The following is a 16,092-nucleotide window of genomic DNA, read 5'->3' on the forward strand; positions in this document are numbered from 1 at the left end:
GACGGGGCCTAGAACCCCCGCAATACGGCCGCCTTGGTCATCGCGAACTCCTCGTCCGTGAGCACGCCCTCCCGGTGCAGTTCGCCCAACTCCCGCAGCCGTCGCAGGAGTACGTCGTGATGGTCGGCCGCGGGCGGCACGGCCGCCGTCGGCTGCCGTCGCTGCGTCTGCTCGCCGCCCCGGGTGGACGGATGCGGCAGCCGCGCGGTGATCGCGGTGGCCACGAGCGCGGTGAGCAGGTCGCGGCGGGCGCTGCCCCACAGGTCCAGGGCGTACGGGTCCTTCTCCGGAGGCAGCTTGGAGAACACCGTCTCGCGGGTCACGAAGCGCAGGAAGCCGTCCTCGTAACCGGAATTGGGCAGCCATTCGACCTGCACGAGGTCCCCGAGGGCGATGATCCGCGGCCCGGTCGCCCGCTTCACCCGGTCGGAGGTGTCGGCCCAGTCGATGCGCACCTGGGTGCCGTCGAAGGAGACGGTGCCGTCGGAGGACCGCACCGAGACCGGAACGGGAGGCCCCGGCAGCAGATACGCCTTGGTCGGCTCCTTGGGGATCTGGTCGAGCAGCAGGGCCTGGCGGATCTCCTCTGCCACGTACTCGGCGACCCCGGCCCGGTCCACGTCCACCACCAGCCGGTACGGGTCGGCCGGATCCGGCAGCCGCCCGCCGGTCGCCTGGAGCAGCGGATCGGCGCCCTCGCGCAGCCGTATCCGCAGCCTGCCGCGCTTGCGCTCCGGTTCGAAGACCACGCCCGCGACGGCTTCGAGGGGCACCGCGACCTCCCCGTACGTCTGCCGGAACAACGGCACGGAGCGGTGGAGACCCGGCGTGATCCTGACCGTGGTGCCGTCGAAGGCCCAGGTCCCGTCCCGCTGGATGATCTCGGCCATGGGGAAATTCTCCCAGCCGGGTCAACACGACGGCCCCACTTCACCCCGGGCTGACCAGACCTGGCGGGCGGGGGTGCCATGGCGTAGGGCACAATTCGCTGTCATCACACGGGTGTTGCGGGGAAGGCGGGCGGCGGGCGTGGCGGTGCAGGAGGCGAGAGGCGGCGCGGACGCGGGCGCCCGCAGAGGTGCGCACGGCGGTGGCTGCACCTGCGGGGACTGCCCGCACGGGGCGCGCGAGGGGCACCGGCGCGCGGTCGCCGAATTCCTGCTGATGCGCGACGGTTTCGCGGCCGGACAGGGGCTGCCCGCTGCGGTGGCCCACTCGGCCTCCGCCTCCCGCCAGTGGGTCTCGGAGGAGCTCACCCAGTCCGCGGAACTCGTCGCCGAACGCGGCCGCGCCGAGGGCGAGGCCTGGCTGGCCCGGCTGTGGCGGCGGACGGTGTGTGCGGTGTGGGCGCTGGTGGTGCTGTTGCTGCTGGTGCAGTCACTCACGGCCATCGGCGCGGGCTGGACCACGGCGCGCACGGCGGGTCTGCTCGCGGCCGTGCTGGTGGGCGGTGTGCTGACCGCCGCGTCCTGGTTCCACCGGGCGCGCGGCGGTGTGCTGGCTCCCGTCGTCGGTGAGGACAACCGCCTGTCCACCTCCCGGACGGTAGCGGCGGCCTGGGTGCTGTTCGTCGCCTACGCCGTGCTGCTGCTGGCCGCCCGTCTCGCCGCGGCCTCCGACCACGCGGAGCGCGACGCCGTGATCTCCGGTCTCGAACTCGCCCGCGGCGCCGGTGTCGTCACCGTCCTCGCCGTGGTGTGCGGCATCGCGGTGCTGGTGCGGCGCGTGGTGGGGCTGCGGGTCCTCGGCCAGCGGCTGCAGAAGGTACGGGCCGACCGGCCCCGGGCGGCCGACCTGCTCACCGACGACTCGGGACGGGGCACCTTCGCCGACATCCAGTACGTCGTGATCAGCACCGTCGCCGTCCTGTTCGCCGCGGTACGGCTGGCCCGCCGCCCGGACCAGCTGCCCGACCTGCCGTGGGGTCTCGCGGTGGTGGTGCTGGTGTCGGCGGCGACCTATGTGGCCGGCAAGTACGCGGAGGGCGGCCGCCCGGTGATCCTCTCCGTGGTGCGCGCCCGCGAGGCCGGCGACCTCGACGCGCCCATCCGCACCGGCGACGACATCGAGATCCGCGGCGCGGGCTTCGTCCCGCCGGGCGCCCAGGGCGCCGACCGGTTGACCCGGATGGTGGTCCGCATCGGCACGGTGAACGTCCATGTCCCTCTCGTCCCGGTGACCGGCGGCTTCAGCAACCCGACGGACACGGCACTGACCGTGCCCGTGCCGGCGGAGGTGGAACCCGGGCGGGTCGAGGTGCAAGTAGTCACGGCAGCGGGGGTAGAGACGAATAGATACGCGATCGACGTGACGGACTGAACCGATGCTGACGGACTGAACCGATCCTGACGGACTGAAGGGGACACCCCCTCGCTACCCAGGGCACAGACGCCGAAATCGGCACGAACGCATTGAGCGCACCGTCCTCGACGTACGTATCGTCTTGTGAGGGTCCCGGCACCGCGGGCGAGAGGCGACAGCGATGACTCACGGCATACGCACCGAAACGCACACCCCGTACCTCGACGGCGACCGGAGCTGGCGGGCCTCCGCCATCCGGCACGCCCTCCTTCCGCTCCGCGTCTTCCTCGGCGTCACCTTCATCTACGCCGGGCTGGACAAGCTCACCGACAGCGCGTTCATGAAGGGCTCCGGTTCCGGGTCCATCGGCGACATGATGCGCAACGTCCGCGACTCCTCTGCCATCCCGGCCATGGTCGACATGGCCCTGAAGAACCCCGTGGGCTTCGGCTACGCCATCGCCCTGGGTGAGTTGGCGGTCGGCATCGGCACCTTGATCGGCCTGTTCGCGCGCCTGGCAGCGCTCGGCGGCGCACTGATCTCCCTCAGTCTGTGGCTGACCGTGAGCTGGGCCTCCGACCCGTACTACTACGGCAACGACCTCGCCTATCTGATGGCCTGGCTCCCCCTCGTCCTCGCGGGCGCCGCCACGTTCTCCCTGGATGCCGCACTCCGCGCACGGCGCAGGCAACGGGCGGCCGGTTACCGTTAGCCCCTGGCCGGCGGCGGCCACCGGTGGCGAACCCTGGGGCACGGCCTGGGTCCGGTCAGGTGCCCGGTGCGTTCAGCTGTGCCTCACTCGTGCCCTTTCCGGACACTGCAGCCCTGCGCCGCCGTATGCCCCGGGCCAGTGCTCCCGCCACTCCGGCCAGGCAGAGGCCGCCCGTGACGACCGGGATCACCGCGAACCACGGTGTCTCCCACAGACCGGCCGCGTCACCGGCGTAGAGGGCGCCCGCGAGGGCCAGGAAGACGCCGGCGACCAGCTTTCCCGGCTGGAACTCATGACGCAGCACGGCTCACCTCCGCCTGTCCGAGGCCGACCTGGAGCTCGAGGTCGAGCGTGCCGGTGTTCTTGCCGCCCGAGACCGGCGACAGGGTCACCTCCTTGTGCTTGCCCGGCTCCACGTCCACGTCTCCCGGCTTGTCGCCCGGCAGCTGGATGTCGCCCACGCCCACATCGATGCTCAGCTTCACGGTCACGTCCTTCGGCACGATCACCTTCAGCCGGCCCAGGCCGACGTCGGCTCTCGTGCTCACCGTCTTCCCCTCGGCCGGGTGCAGCCGGCTCAGGTCCAGGGTGCCGACCCCGCTGCCGACCTCGTACTTCCCCCGCACGTCGGCCGCCGCGGCCGGCTGCCAGGTCGTGCGTATCCAGTGTGTGCCGACGTCCTTGGGCAGGGCCGCCGAGCCGGCGAGCAGGGCCGCCGTGACGATGGCGAGGAAGACCGAACCCGCGCCCGTACGCCCCAGGAACGCGCTGACCGCGATGCCCAGACCGAAGACCAGGAGCGCGCAGGACAGCCCGGTCTGCAGGCTGGTGCCGAGCGTATGGCTGTCCCAGGTCAGCCCGGTGCCGAGGCCGCCCGCGAGCAGGGCCAGCAGAAAGACCCAGCCGCCGATCCAGCGGGGGCCGCGCGGTCTGGGTGCCGCGGGGCGCGGTGCGCGGATGTCCGCACGGTTGGTCCAGGACGTGCCGAGGCTGATGTTGACCGCTGCCGCGATGTCCCGCTCGCGTGAGTCCCGGGGGCCCCACAGATAGCCGGTGCCGCCGACATGCGTGCCGTCCTTGACGATGGGGTCCCGCCACCAGGAGGGGTAGGCGGCGGGGACCGGCGGTGCCTGGGCCTCCGGCGGTGCGTCAGCGACGGCCTGCGCGGCCAGCGGGTCGGGGTCGGGGGCGCCGCGCTGCCGCGACCAGTAACCGGCGCCCGCGAGGAGCAGGGAGAGGACGACGGCGAAGGCCAGCACCCCGCCGTTCTTCAGCAGCGACAGGAACACCCCGCAGCCGACCAGCGCGAACATCACCGCGGTCAGCGCCTGGCCGTCGACGCGGCCGGTGAGCAGCTTGCGGACCTCGTTCTCCTCCTCGTCCTCGTACGGGATGAGGAGCCAGGCGAAGCCGTAGAAGAGCAGGCCGATGCCGCCGGTCGCGGAGAGCACGGCGAGCGTGATCCGGAAGATCACCGGATCCATGTCGCACTGCCGCCCGAGCCCGGCACAGACCCCCGCGAGCACCTTGTGCCGGCGGTCGCGGCGGAACCTGCGGGGAGCCTCGGTGGCCTCCGCGCCCGCACCCCCCTCTGCCTGCGCGCCCGCACCCCTTTCTTCTCTCCGCGCGCCCGCCCGCCCGTGCGCGCGCGAGCCCCCGCCCGCGTCGGCCCGGGCGTCGACGCCCGGGTCCGCTCCCGCACCGGGCCCCGCCCCGGCGGCGGGTGCGGCGTCCGCGGCGGGCGCGGCATCCTGCGGCCCGGCGCCCGGAGCGGGGCGCGGGCCGGAGCCGGGCCCGGGACCCGTCGCGGCGCGCTCGTGATCTGTCATGTGTCCATGGTGACGGGCGAGCAGCTCGGACGGGAGTCGGTACGACCCTGGCCGGACCCTGATATCGCCCCTGAACCGGCGCCCGGGAACCGTTCGACCGGGCCCGGGTTCGAAGATCAGGGGTGTCTCGGGGGTCGACCCTGATGCCCCTGTCCGCCGACCCTGCGAGTATCGATGGCATGCCGGAAGCCGCTGCAGCGCCACTCGTCGAACCGCGGCCGCCGCGCAAGCTCTACCGCAGCAGCGACGGACGCTGGCTCGGTGGCGTGGCGCGGGGGCTCGCCGGGCATCTCGGGCTGCCGGTCATCTGGGTGCGGCTGGTGTTCGTCGGCCTGTTCATGGCGGACGGCCTGGGCGCGCTGCTGTACGCCGCGTTCTGGTTCTTCGTGCCGCTCGGCGTCGGTGGCGTCGGCGGCCAGAAACCCCCTTCGCTGGTCAGTACCGAAACCTCCCCGGACGGCCGTCGCAGACTGGTCGCCCGCAAGCCGGACAAGGGCCAGATCGTCGCCCTGCTCCTCATGGTCGTCGTGGCCCTGGTCTTCGTGGGCAATGTGAAGGTGGGCGGCGGCACCAAGGCCTACCTGTGGCCCGCCGTCCTCGTCGGCGCGGGCGTCGCCCTCGTCTGGCGCCAGGCGGACAACGCCCGCAGGGCCCGCTGGGTCGAGGTCGGCAGCCGCCGGCGCACGCTCACCCTGCTGCGCGCGGCCGGCGGTGTCCTCCTCGTCACCGCCGGCGTCTCCGGCATCTTCGTGCTCCAGGGCTCCGCCGCCCACCTCGGCTCCGTCCTGCAGGCGGCCCTCGCGGTCCTCGTCGGGATAACGCTCCTCGCGGGGCCCTACCTGGTCCGTATGACCCAGGACCTCTCCGAGGAGCGCCTGATGCGCATCCGCGCGCAGGAGCGCGCCGAGGTCGCCGCCCATGTCCACGACTCCGTGCTGCACACCCTGACCCTGATCCAGCGCAACGCGGAGAACGCGAACGAGGTGCGCCGCCTCGCCCGCGCCCAGGAGCGCGACCTGCGCACCTGGCTGTACAAGCCCGAGGGCACCGGCAAGGACGAGGCCGACGAACCCACCGACCTGGCCGACGCGGTGCGCCGCAACGCCGCGGAGGTGGAGGACAAGCACGGCGTCCCCATAGAGGTCGTCATCGTCGGCGACTGCCCGCTCGACGAGAGGATCGCCGCGCAGCTGCAGGCCGCGCGCGAGGCGATGGTGAACGCCGCCAAGTACGGTGGCGAGGGCGGCGCCGTCCAGGTCTATGCCGAAGTCGAGGGAAGGACCGTCTTCGTGTCGGTCCGGGACCGCGGCCCCGGCTTCGACCTGGACTCGATACCCGCCGACCGGATGGGCGTCAGAGAATCGATCATCGGCCGCATGGAGCGCCACGGCGGTACGGCGCGGCTGCGCGCGGTGCCGGACGGCGGCACGGAGGTCGAGCTGGAGATGGAGAGGGCGGAGAAGACGTGATGAGCGACCCGACCGAGGCGAACGCGGACCCTGGGGAGCCGGCGGCCGGCGGTGGCGCGGGCGAACGGCACGTGCGTGTGGTCCTCGTCGACGACCACCGCATGTTCCGTACGGGCGTCCAGGCCGAGATCGGCCAGACCGAGCAGACCGGAGTCGAGGTCGTCGGCGAGGCCGCGGACGTCGACCAGGCGGTCACGGTCATCACCGCGACCCGCCCCGAGGTGGTCCTCCTCGACGTCCACCTGCCGGGCGGCGGCGGCGTCGAAGTCCTGCGCCGCTGCGCCGCGTTGATGGCGGACACCGAGCAGCCCGTCCGCTTCCTCGCACTGTCCGTGTCGGACGCGGCGGAGGACGTGATCGGCGTGATCCGGGGCGGCGCACGCGGCTACGTCACCAAGACGATCACCGGCACGGACCTCGTCAACTCCATCTTCCGCGTGCAGGAGGGCGACGCCGTCTTCTCCCCGCGTCTGGCGGGCTTCGTCCTCGACGCGTTCGCCTCCACCGACGCCCCGCCGGTCGACGAGGACCTCGACCGTCTCACCCAGCGCGAGCGGGAGGTGCTGCGTCTGATCGCCCGGGGCTATGCGTACAAGGAGATCGCCAAGCAGCTGTTCATCTCCGTGAAGACGGTCGAGTCCCATGTCTCGGCGGTCCTGCGGAAGCTGCAGCTGTCGAACCGGCACGAGCTGACGCGGTGGGCGACGGCGCGACGGCTGGTCTGAGGCCGTCCGTCCGAAGCTCACACCATCCGAAGCTCACACCACGCGTGTGGCGCCCGCGAACGGCATCTCGTCGATCGGCGCGATCCGCACCGGCGCCGAGGGGTTCGGAGCGTGGATCATCATGCCGTTGCCGACGTAGATGCCGACGTGGCTGATCCCGGAGTAGAAGAACACCAGGTCACCCGGGGCCAGTTCGGAGCGGGAGACGCGGCGGCCGGCGTCGATCTGGGCGTAGGTCGTGCGGGGCAGGGAGATGCCCGCGGAGCGGTAGGCGGCCTGGACGAGCCCCGAGCAGTCGAAGGCGTCCGGGCCGGTCGCGCCCCACACATAGGGGCTGCCCAGCTTGGAGTACGCATACGAGAGGGCCGCGGCGGCACGGGAGTCGGGCGCCTCGGCGGTCGCGGAGCCGAGAGGCACGAGGCCGTCCCGGCTGCCCGCGGCGGACCGTGAGGCGCGGTCGGTGCCGCTCCCGGGCCGAGCGCGTTCGGCGGCCGACAGCCGGGACACCAGGCGCCGCGCCGCATCCAGCTTCCCGGTGATCGTCTCCTCGTCGCGCTTCAGCTCCGCCTGCCGTGATCTGAGCCCGGCCAGCTCGATGCGGGCGGCCCCGCGCAACTGCTCGATCTCCCGCAGCTGTTGGCGTACGTCGGCCACGGCCGCCGCCTGCCGGGTGCCCGCCCGGTCGACGAACTCGGCGCCCTCGAGGTAGTGGTCGGGGTCGTCCGACAGCGCGAGTTGCAGTGCCGGGTCGAGGCCGCCGTCCCGGTACTGCGCCGCGGCCATCGAACCCAGCGCGTCGCGCGCCGAGTTGAGCCTGTCCGTCCTGCGCGCCGCCTCGTCCCGCAGCGTCGACAGCCGCCGCTCGGCGGCGTCCGCCTGCTCCTTCGCCCCGTCGTACTTGTCGGTGGCGACCTCCGCCTCCTGGTACAGCTTGTCCACCTCCGCCCTGACCTGCGTCGGCGTCAGTTCAGGCTCGGCGTGCCCGGTCCCCTCGAAGCCCGTCGCGGTCGCCGCGCCCGCCACGGCGATCGTGAACGCAGTCCGGGCCGGTCGGCCGTTGAGCGAGCGCCGACTGGGCTTTCGATGCGCTGCCACGTGGACTCCCCGTCCTTTCGTACGACCCCCCGTTTCCGGGGCGGCTTACGCGTCCGGCGGCGGCCCGCACAGGGGGAGCGGGCCGCCGCCGGACCTTCTCGGCGGTGGTGGCCGACTGCCGCCCCTGGCCCGGGCGGCGGTGGGGAGCCGGTCACCTGGTGGAGGACGTTAAACCTGTCTGTGTCGGCCCGGTAACGCGATGTGCGGAAGTGCCCCGGGCGGATCGCCGGGTGACCGTATGCGGCCGTGATCCAGGACTCAGGCCGTCGACTTCACGCAGTGCGCTGACCGATGTGGTGGTTCCGGGACGCGTGCAGGGGGCGGAGTGCTATGGGCCGCATATATGCAAGATCCGCCGATGGTGGCCGGGGCGGTGTCCGGTGCCCCGTGCACCCCTGTTTAAGCTCCGGCCTCATGGACGTACTCATCCATCTCTTCGTCGGCCTGCACATCATCGGCATCGCCGCGCTCCTCGGCGGCTTCTTCACCCAGATGAAGGCGATGGGCCGCGGCGAGGCCCGCTTCGTCCCGGCGATGCTGCACGGCGCGCTGACGATGCTGGTCACCGGCGCGATCCTGGTCGGCCTCAACCAGGCCGACGACCATCACGTCAACAACATCAAGATCGGCATCAAGCTGGCCCTGCTGATCGTGATCCTCGGCCTGGTCTATGTGAAGCGGGACGACGAGAAGATCGACAAGGGCCTGTTCGGGCTGGTGGGCCTGCTCACCACGACGAACATCTTCATCGCGGTGCTGTGGACCTGATGCCGGCGCGGGCCGCGGCGACGGCGCCCGCGGCAACGGCCAGCCACGCCGCCACCGCGATCCACAGCAGCACCTGGCCGGGCCCCTTCAGCCACGGGGTGTCGAGGACGGCGGCGACGGACAGCACGGCCGTCGCCGTCATCCCCAGCGGGAAAACGGTCGCCCAGCGCCGCACGTCGTAGCCGCGCCGCGGCCGGACCGCCTCGGCGACGGCGCGGAGGAAGGTCGGGCCGGACATGGGGCCGATGCCAAGGAGTGCGGCGCGGGCCACGCGCGCGTGCCTCACGAACTGCCCCGCACGCGCGCGTGCCCTGCTGGTGCCTCAGGCAGGCCGCACCACGCTGTGGATGATCGATTCACCGCCGTAGTAGATCGACTCCTCGCGGACGTACGCGCCGGGCTTCGGGGCGTGGATCATCATGCCGTTGCCGATGTAGACCCCGACGTGGCTGATGTCGTCGTAGAAGAAGATCAGGTCGCCGGGCTGCGCGTCGGTGAGGGAGACCGTGGTGCCGGCGCTCACCTGGTCGTAGGTGGTGCGCGGGAGGTCGACGCCCGCGGCCTTCCAGGCGGCCTGGGTGAGGCCGGAGCAGTCGTAGGAGCCGGGGCCGGTGGCGCCCCAGACGTACGGCTTGCCTATCTGCGCGCGGGCGAAGGCGAGCGCCTTCTCGGCCTTGGTGGCGTACGAGGAGTCGCCGGCGGAGGTGGATCCCGAGCCCGAGGCGGAGCCGCTGTCCTGGGCCGCGGCCGCTTCCCTGGCCTTCTCCGCCGCCTGTTGCTTCGCCAGCTCGGCGGCCTTGCGGGCCGCCGCCTCCTGCTGCTGCTTCTGGATCGCCGCGAGCCGCGCCTTCTCCTCGGCGGTCAGCTTCGACAGCAGCTCGCGCGCATCGGAGAGCTTCTTCTGCACCGTGGACTTGGCGGTCTGCAGGTCGCTCTGCGTCGCGGTCAGCGTCTCGAGGCTCCTGGAGGCCTCCTGGCGCTTCTTCATCGTCGCGGACTGCTCGGTGAAGTACTCGTCGACCGCGCTCTTCTGACGGGATGTCAGCCGCCCCATCAACTGCGTCTGGTCGAAGTAGTCCTGCGGGGAGTCCGCGAGCAGGAAGGTCGCCGTGTCGGGTGCGGCGGCTCCGGTCCGGTACTGGGCCGCGGCGAAGGAACCGAGCCGGTCCCGCTCCTCGTTGAGCTTCTGCATGCGCTTGGCGACGTCGTCGAGGAGGGTGTCGACGTTCCTGCGCTGCTTCGTGGTCTTCTCTTTGGCCGCGTTGTACTTCTCGGTGGCCGACTCCGCCTGGCGGTAGAGGTCGTCGACCTTCTTCTCGACCTCTTCGAGGCTGGGCTTGCCGTCGGCGGCGGGGGCGGCGTTCGCCGACTGGGACAGCAGGGCCACCGAGGTGAAGGCGGCCGTGGCGAGGGCGGGGGTGCGTATGCCTGCTACGCGCGTACCCGCGGGGCGCGACTTGCGGTGCGACGCCAAGGGAGGCGACTCCTTCCATGCTCCGCCTGCCGAGTTAGCTGTCGGGTTCGGGCGGGTGGTTCGGAAGGGTTGCCCTACGGTCCGTGCTCCGCAAGGGAGGAGGACCGATTCACCCCAAGGTCGGTGTGGGTCCCCGGCTCCGGATGCGCGGCGGCGCCCCGGACTCGGCGGAGGCCACGCGGCCCGGCGACGTTCGCCGGTGGGGGTCGTGCGGCCTGCCGGAACGGTAGCCAACTCGTGTGGCCCCTGTGAAGGTTGATGTTCGATATGCCCGATACATTTTCGTGACCTTCGGTCAGCGGGTCGCACGCGGTCGGTGATCCGGGAGGGGTCGATCGCGGTCCGTGACGGCGCGGTTCTGGAGAGCGAGAGGACGGCTGGCGGCCAGGTCTGGAAGAATCAGGGGATTCTGTGGCCGCGGAGGCCCAGGGGAGCCCGAGGATTCCGGCGATGTGCTCAGGGCGGCGGCGGGCTGTCAGTGGGGCACCCTAGACTCGGAGAGCGATGAGCAGCCTCTTTGACGACAGCTTCCTGGCGAACCTCCAGGCCCCCCGGGGGCACGAGGAGGAACCTCCGCCGCCGCCCGAGGACGATCACGGACCGGAGCCGGTTCCGGACGATCTGTTCGGCGGGAAGTTCGACGTGCCACCGGACCGGGAGGCCTACTACCGCAACGGCGCCCCCCGCCCGGCGATCGACGCGGCCGCGCTCCTGGACGGGCTGAACGAGAACCAGCGCGCGGCCGTCGTCCACTCCGGCAGCCCCCTGCTCATCGTGGCCGGCGCCGGCTCCGGCAAGACCCGCGTGCTCACCCACCGCATCGCCTACCTCCTGGGCGAACGGAACGTGCATCCGGGCCAGGTCCTCGCGATCACCTTCACCAACAAGGCCGCGGGCGAGATGAAGGAGCGCGTCGAGCAGCTCGTCGGCCCGCGCGCCAACGCGATGTGGGTGATGACCTTCCACAGCGCCTGCGTGCGCATCCTGCGCAGGGAGTCGAAGAAGCTCGGCTTCACCTCCTCCTTCTCGATCTACGACGCGGCCGACAGCAAGCGCCTGATGGCCCTGGTCTGCCGAGACCTGGACCTCGACCCCAAGCGCTACCCGCCGAAGTCCTTCAGCGCCAAGATCTCGAACCTGAAGAACGAGCTGATCGACGAGGAGGACTTCGCCGCCCAGGCCGCCGACGGCTTCGAGAAGACCCTCGCCCAGGCCTACGCCATGTACCAGTCGCGGCTGCGCGAGGCGAACGCCCTCGACTTCGACGACCTGATCATGACGACGGTCAACCTGCTGCGTGCCTTCCCGGACGTCGCCGAGCACTACCGCCGCCGCTTCCGGCACGTCCTGGTGGACGAGTACCAGGACACCAACCACGCCCAGTACGCGCTCGTACGGGAACTCGTCGGCACCGGGGCGCACGACGAGGACGTACCACCGAACGAGTACGACCTGCAGCCCGCCGAACTGTGCGTCGTGGGAGACGCCGACCAGTCGATCTACGCCTTCCGCGGTGCCACCATCCGCAACATCCTCCAGTTCGAGGAGGACTACCCGGACGCGACGACGATCCTGCTGGAGCAGAACTACCGCTCCACGCAGACGATCCTCTCCGCGGCCAACGCGGTCATCGAGCGCAACGAGTCCCGCCGCCCCAAGAACCTGTGGACGAACGCGGGCGCGGGCGCCCGCATCACCGGCTACGTCGCCGACACGGAGCACGACGAGGCCCAGTTCGTGGCCGACGAGATAGACCGTCTCACGGATGCCGGCCAGGCGAAGGCCTCGGACGTCGCCGTCTTCTACCGCACCAACGCCCAGTCCCGTGTCTTCGAAGAGGTCTTCATCCGCGTCGGCCTGCCCTACAAGGTCGTCGGTGGTGTCCGCTTCTACGAGCGCAAGGAGGTCAGGGACGTCCTGGCCTACCTGCGGGTGCTGGCCAACCCCGAGGACTCGGTGCCGCTGCGCCGCATCCTCAATGTCCCCAAGCGCGGCATCGGCGACCGCGCGGAGGCGATGATCGACGCCCTCGCCCAGCGCGAGAAGATCAGCTTCCCGCAGGCGCTGCGCCGCGTCGACGAGGCATACGGCATGGCCGCGCGGTCGGCCAACGCCGTCAAGCGGTTCAACACGCTGATGGAGGACCTCCGGACGATCGTCGAGTCCGGCGCGGGCCCGGCGACCGTCCTGGAGGCGATCCTCGAACGCACCGGCTACCTCGCCGAGTTGCAGGCCTCCACCGACCCGCAGGACGAGACCCGCATCGAGAACCTCCAGGAACTCGCCGCCGTGGCCCTGGAGTTCGAGCAGGAGTCCGGTGAGGGCGAGGAGGCGGGCTCTCTCGCCGACTTCCTGGAACGCGTCGCGCTCGTCGCCGACTCCGACCAGATCCCCGACGAGGACGAGGACGGCTCCGGAGTCATCACCCTGATGACCCTGCACACCGCCAAGGGCCTCGAGTTCCCGGTCGTCTTCCTCACCGGCATGGAGGACGGCGTCTTCCCGCACATGCGCGCCCTCGGCCAGACCAAGGAACTGGAGGAGGAGCGGCGGCTCGCGTACGTCGGCATCACGCGCGCGCGTGAGCGGCTGTATCTGACCCGGTCGTCGCTGCGCAGCGCGTGGGGGCAGCCGTCGTACAACCCGCCCTCCCGGTTCCTGGAGGAGATCCCGGCGCAGCACGTCGACTGGAAGCGGACGGGAGCCACCGCCCCGGTCTCCTCCGGTCCCGCGTCGGGCCTTGCCGCCTCCTTGTCGTCCTCCCGTTCGCGCTCGTCGGCCTCGGGCGCGTCCGGCTTCGCCACGAGCCGCGCCTCCGAGAAGCCGGTGGTCTCGCTGGCCGTGGGCGACCGGGTCACACACGACCAGTTCGGGCTCGGCACGGTCGTGGCCGTGAAGGGCACGGGCGGCAACGCCGAGGCGACGATCGACTTCGGCGACACCAAGCCGAAGCGCCTGCTGCTGCGGTACGCACCGGTCGAGAAGCTGTAACTACCGGTGAGACAAATCAGCCTGTCCGGCGTTTGAGGACGAGGCCGTTCAGGCCGAAAGGGGGGTCTGGGGGCGCAGCCCCCAGCTCACCTACGTCGGGTCCAGCCCATGACTCCGCAGCCACGGCAATGGGTCGATCGCCGAACCCCCGCCCGGGCGGACCTCGAAGTGCAGGTGCGGACCGGTCGAGTTGCCGGAGTTCCCGGAGTACGCGATGGGGTCGCCGGCCTTGACCGTCGTACCGGAGGCGACGCGATAGCTGGAGAGGTGGCAGTACCACGTCTCCGTGCCGTCCTTCGCTGTCACTATCATCATGTTCCCGTACGCACTGTTCCACTGCGTGCGGACGGTGCCGTCGGTCGCGGCCATCACCGTCGTGCCGTACGAGACCGGGAAGTCGATGCCGGTGTGCACGGACATCCAGTTGATCCCGGCCTGGCCGAAGTAGGCGCTGAGCCCCTTCTGGGTGACCGGAAGGACGTACTTCGGGCGCAGCCGCTCCTTGCGGGCCGCCTCCGCCGCCGCCTTCTTCTTCTCGGCCTCCTGCTGGGCCTTGAGGTCGATGCGCTCCTGCGTACGGCTGGCCCGGTCGGCGAAGTCGTCTGCGCCGGCGGACAGGCTCCGGAGCTGGGTGTCCAGCTTGTTGTTGGCGGCGGATGGTTTCACCGCTTGCCCGTCCGACGCGGTCGTCGAGGTGTCCTGGTCGCCGGTGAACGTGCCCACGGAGGCGGCGGCGATACCGGCCACGCCCATCACACACACCGAGGGCACGGCGATGGTCAGCAGGGCGGACCGCTTGGCGGGTGCGCGACGGCGGGAACGGGCCCCGCTGCGGGAGCCCGCGCGCGATGCCGGAGCCGAGGTGACCTCTTCCTGCTCGTCGAGGAGCGGGGTCACCGGGGGCAGCTCCCCGGTGGCGTCCGGCTGGCCGCCGTTCGGGACGGATCCGTCGTAGGAACCGTGCTCGGCCTGCTCGTAGTCGTCGGCGGGTCCTGCGGTAGCGGTGGTGTCGCCGGCCTCGGGGCCCTCGGAGTTCCACTGCGTGGCGTCGTATGCGCCGGTGTCGAAGGCCTGGGTGCCCCATTCCCACTGCTGGGTCTGGTCTGCGTGACCGCCCGCGTGGTCGGGCTGCAGCCAGGCGTTCGCATCCCACTGGCCCGAGATGTCGTGCCCGGTGGCCTGCGGCGGGATGACGGGAAGCGGCTGGTGGTCGGCGGCCCAGACGCTCGTGTCGTAGACGCCGGTGTCGTACGCGGCATGGTGCTGTGCCGCGTACGCGTCGTAGTTCAGGGTCTGGTGGCCGCCCGTGGCCCAGTGGCCCGTGTCGTACGAACCCGTGCTCTCGCCCGGGAGGCTGCCGAACAGGGGGTCTGCGGCGAAGGTCGCGGTGGCATGGCTGCCGGTCGCGAAACCCTGGGAGTCGTAGTCGCCGTGCATGGTGAAGTCCCCGTACTGGGCTTCCTGCGTGCCGTACGACGCGTAGTGCGCCGAGGCGGCATCGGAAGCCGGGGCCGGGGTCATGGTCCCCGACGGGTGACGGTCGTTCACCAACTTCTCTTTCGCCTCGACAACAGGGGCTGCCAGAGCAGTGCGGTGACTGTACCCGGCGGTATACGGGCTCGACAATCTTCAACAGGTTTCGTGCGCGCAGGAAACGGGCATTCGGCCGTGTTTCGGGGGACGACGGGCACGGCTTTGGCCCTGTGTTCGAAGCATGTTCGAGGCCAAATGGCTGTCGCATGGCCGTGCGGATGCTGTCCGGGTGCCGTCCCAGTGCTGTGGGCAGGCTGTGCGGGATGCGGCTGTACCGGACGCGGCCGCAAGGGACGGGATCAGGCCACGGTCAGACCGCCTGCCTGCGCGGCGGCTTCTGCTCCTGTCTGCTCGGCGTCGAGGGCCTGCCGTATCCCGGTCGCGACGGCTGGGTGCACGGGCAGGGCGAGATGTCCGATCCCGCTCACCCTCACGTTCTGCACCATCAGGTCGGGATGGTCGATACAGGCGGTCTCCAGCGGGTCCATCAGGTGATCGAGGTCGCTCCAGAAACTCACGAAGTGCGTACGGCAGCCCGGGGCGGGCCGGGTCAGCTCCTCGAGCAGCTCCGAGCCGGGGCGCATCTGGCGGACGATCGGGTGCGCGTTCGCCAGCGGCACCACCCGGGTGCCGGAGTGCGGGGTGCCGAGCGTCACCAGAGTGCGGACGCGGAGGTCACCGCCCAGCCGCTGCACGTAGTACCGCGCTATCAGTCCGCCGAGGCTGTGTCCGACGATGTCGACCTGTCCGCTGCCCGTGCGCTCGCAGATTTCTTCTATGTGCCGGCTCAGCAGCTCGGCCGCGGTGCGGATGTCGCAGGTCAGCGGCGAGTAGTTGAGCGACTCGATCTGCTGCCTGCCGTGCTGGGCGAGGCTGCGGCGCAGCAGCAGGAAGACCGAGCGGTTGTCGATGAAGCCGTGCAGGAGGACGACCGGGGGTTTGTACTCGGTCGGCAGCTGTGCGGCGCCGTCCGCCGACGGGAGCGGGGCCGATGGTCCTCGGCGTTCCTGCGTGACGCCGGAGGGATAGAGGAGGAGGTGTCCTGCGAGGATCGCGAGTTCCAGGGCGGTCGCCTTCAGCAGGGCCAGGGAGAGTCCCGCCAGTCTGCTCGGGAGCAGTCGCTGACAGAGCGGGAGAAAGGGCAGCGCTGCCCTGGTGACCTTCATGGCCGACCTCCTGTCGGCACGCAGGAGGA

The 16,092-nt window shown here is 71.2% G+C and carries 13 protein-coding genes, 1 pseudogene and 1 riboswitch; of the genes and pseudogenes, 6 read left to right on the forward strand and 8 right to left on the reverse strand.

The annotated features are described in order from the left end of the window. Positions 1 to 8 precede the first annotated feature (8 nt). The gene (locus ACIBW9_RS20060; RefSeq protein WP_398956754.1) at positions 9 to 890 is read right to left on the reverse strand and encodes a DUF4429 domain-containing protein; all 882 of its coding nucleotides are present in this window, start codon (positions 888 to 890) and stop codon (positions 9 to 11) included. A 139-nt stretch (positions 891 to 1,029) separates the two neighbouring features. Here ACIBW9_RS20060 and ACIBW9_RS20065 point away from each other — a divergent pair, with 139 nt between their 5' ends. Both ACIBW9_RS20065 and ACIBW9_RS20070 read left to right on the forward strand, forming a co-directional pair. Next, entirely contained in the window at positions 1,030 to 2,319 is a 1,290-nt protein-coding gene (locus tag ACIBW9_RS20065) for a hypothetical protein (protein WP_398956756.1), read from the forward strand. Between the two features lie 163 nt (positions 2,320 to 2,482). Then, the gene (locus ACIBW9_RS20070) at positions 2,483 to 3,013 is read left to right on the forward strand and encodes a DoxX family protein (protein ID WP_398956757.1); all 531 of its coding nucleotides are present in this window, start codon (positions 2,483 to 2,485) and stop codon (positions 3,011 to 3,013) included. A 55-nt stretch (positions 3,014 to 3,068) separates the two neighbouring features. On the opposite strand, the gene ACIBW9_RS20075 is transcribed toward ACIBW9_RS20070, so the two are convergent. Both ACIBW9_RS20075 and ACIBW9_RS20080 read right to left on the reverse strand, forming a co-directional pair. Further along, positions 3,069 to 3,317: a hypothetical protein gene (locus tag ACIBW9_RS20075; RefSeq protein WP_398956759.1), complete on the reverse strand. Its 249-nt coding sequence runs from the start codon at positions 3,315 to 3,317 to the stop codon at positions 3,069 to 3,071. Next, entirely contained in the window at positions 3,304 to 4,842 is a 1,539-nt protein-coding gene (locus tag ACIBW9_RS20080; RefSeq protein WP_398956761.1) for a PspC domain-containing protein, read from the reverse strand. The genes ACIBW9_RS20075 and ACIBW9_RS20080 overlap by 14 nt, the downstream gene beginning before the upstream one ends. Positions 4,843 to 5,021: 179 nt before the next feature. On the opposite strand from ACIBW9_RS20080, the gene ACIBW9_RS20085 reads away from it, so the two are divergent. Further along, entirely contained in the window at positions 5,022 to 6,311 is a 1,290-nt protein-coding gene (locus tag ACIBW9_RS20085) for a PspC domain-containing protein (protein ID WP_398956763.1), read from the forward strand. After that, on the forward strand, positions 6,311 to 7,036 hold the full coding sequence (locus ACIBW9_RS20090) for a LuxR C-terminal-related transcriptional regulator (RefSeq protein ID WP_398956765.1): 726 nt from the start codon (positions 6,311 to 6,313) through the stop codon (positions 7,034 to 7,036). The genes ACIBW9_RS20085 and ACIBW9_RS20090 overlap by 1 nt, the downstream gene beginning before the upstream one ends. 33 nt (positions 7,037 to 7,069) lie before the next feature. On the opposite strand, the gene ACIBW9_RS20095 is transcribed toward ACIBW9_RS20090, so the two are convergent. Next, entirely contained in the window at positions 7,070 to 8,131 is a 1,062-nt protein-coding gene (locus tag ACIBW9_RS20095) for an NlpC/P60 family protein (RefSeq protein WP_398956767.1), read from the reverse strand. Positions 8,132 to 8,545: 414 nt separating this feature from the next. Between ACIBW9_RS20095 and ACIBW9_RS20100 the strand changes: the two genes are divergently transcribed. Next, a complete protein-coding gene (locus tag ACIBW9_RS20100; RefSeq protein ID WP_398956769.1) occupies positions 8,546 to 8,899 on the forward strand; it encodes a hypothetical protein in 354 nt (117 codons plus the stop codon). Here ACIBW9_RS20100 and ACIBW9_RS20105 read toward each other — a convergent pair. Further along, positions 8,877 to 9,110: pseudogene (locus ACIBW9_RS20105) on the reverse strand (hypothetical protein); the annotation flags it as partial. The gene ACIBW9_RS20100 and the pseudogene ACIBW9_RS20105 overlap by 23 nt on opposite strands. A gap of 111 nt (positions 9,111 to 9,221) precedes the next feature. Further along, a complete protein-coding gene (locus ACIBW9_RS20110) occupies positions 9,222 to 10,373 on the reverse strand; it encodes an NlpC/P60 family protein (protein WP_398956771.1) in 1,152 nt (383 codons plus the stop codon). Between the two features lie 8 nt (positions 10,374 to 10,381). Further along, a riboswitch (cyclic di-AMP (ydaO/yuaA leader) is annotated at positions 10,382 to 10,553 on the reverse strand. 324 nt (positions 10,554 to 10,877) lie between these two features. On the opposite strand from ACIBW9_RS20110, the gene pcrA reads away from it, so the two are divergent. Continuing rightward, positions 10,878 to 13,364 carry a DNA helicase PcrA gene (gene pcrA / locus ACIBW9_RS20115; RefSeq protein WP_398956773.1) on the forward strand — a complete coding sequence of 829 codons (2,487 nt, stop codon included), beginning with the start codon at positions 10,878 to 10,880 and terminating at the stop codon, positions 13,362 to 13,364. 90 nt (positions 13,365 to 13,454) lie between these two features. On the opposite strand, the gene ACIBW9_RS20120 is transcribed toward pcrA, so the two are convergent. Together ACIBW9_RS20120 and ACIBW9_RS20125 are read right to left on the reverse strand one after the other, a co-directional pair. Further along, on the reverse strand, positions 13,455 to 14,912 hold the full coding sequence (locus ACIBW9_RS20120; protein ID WP_398956774.1) for a M23 family metallopeptidase: 1,458 nt from the start codon (positions 14,910 to 14,912) through the stop codon (positions 13,455 to 13,457). A gap of 284 nt (positions 14,913 to 15,196) precedes the next feature. Beyond that, the gene (locus ACIBW9_RS20125) at positions 15,197 to 16,063 is read right to left on the reverse strand and encodes a lipase family alpha/beta hydrolase (RefSeq protein WP_398956776.1); all 867 of its coding nucleotides are present in this window, start codon (positions 16,061 to 16,063) and stop codon (positions 15,197 to 15,199) included. Positions 16,064 to 16,092 lie beyond the last annotated feature (29 nt).

Source organism: Streptomyces sp. NPDC049541 (genome assembly GCF_044465725.1).
Lineage (GTDB): Bacteria > Actinomycetota > Actinomycetes > Streptomycetales > Streptomycetaceae > Streptomyces.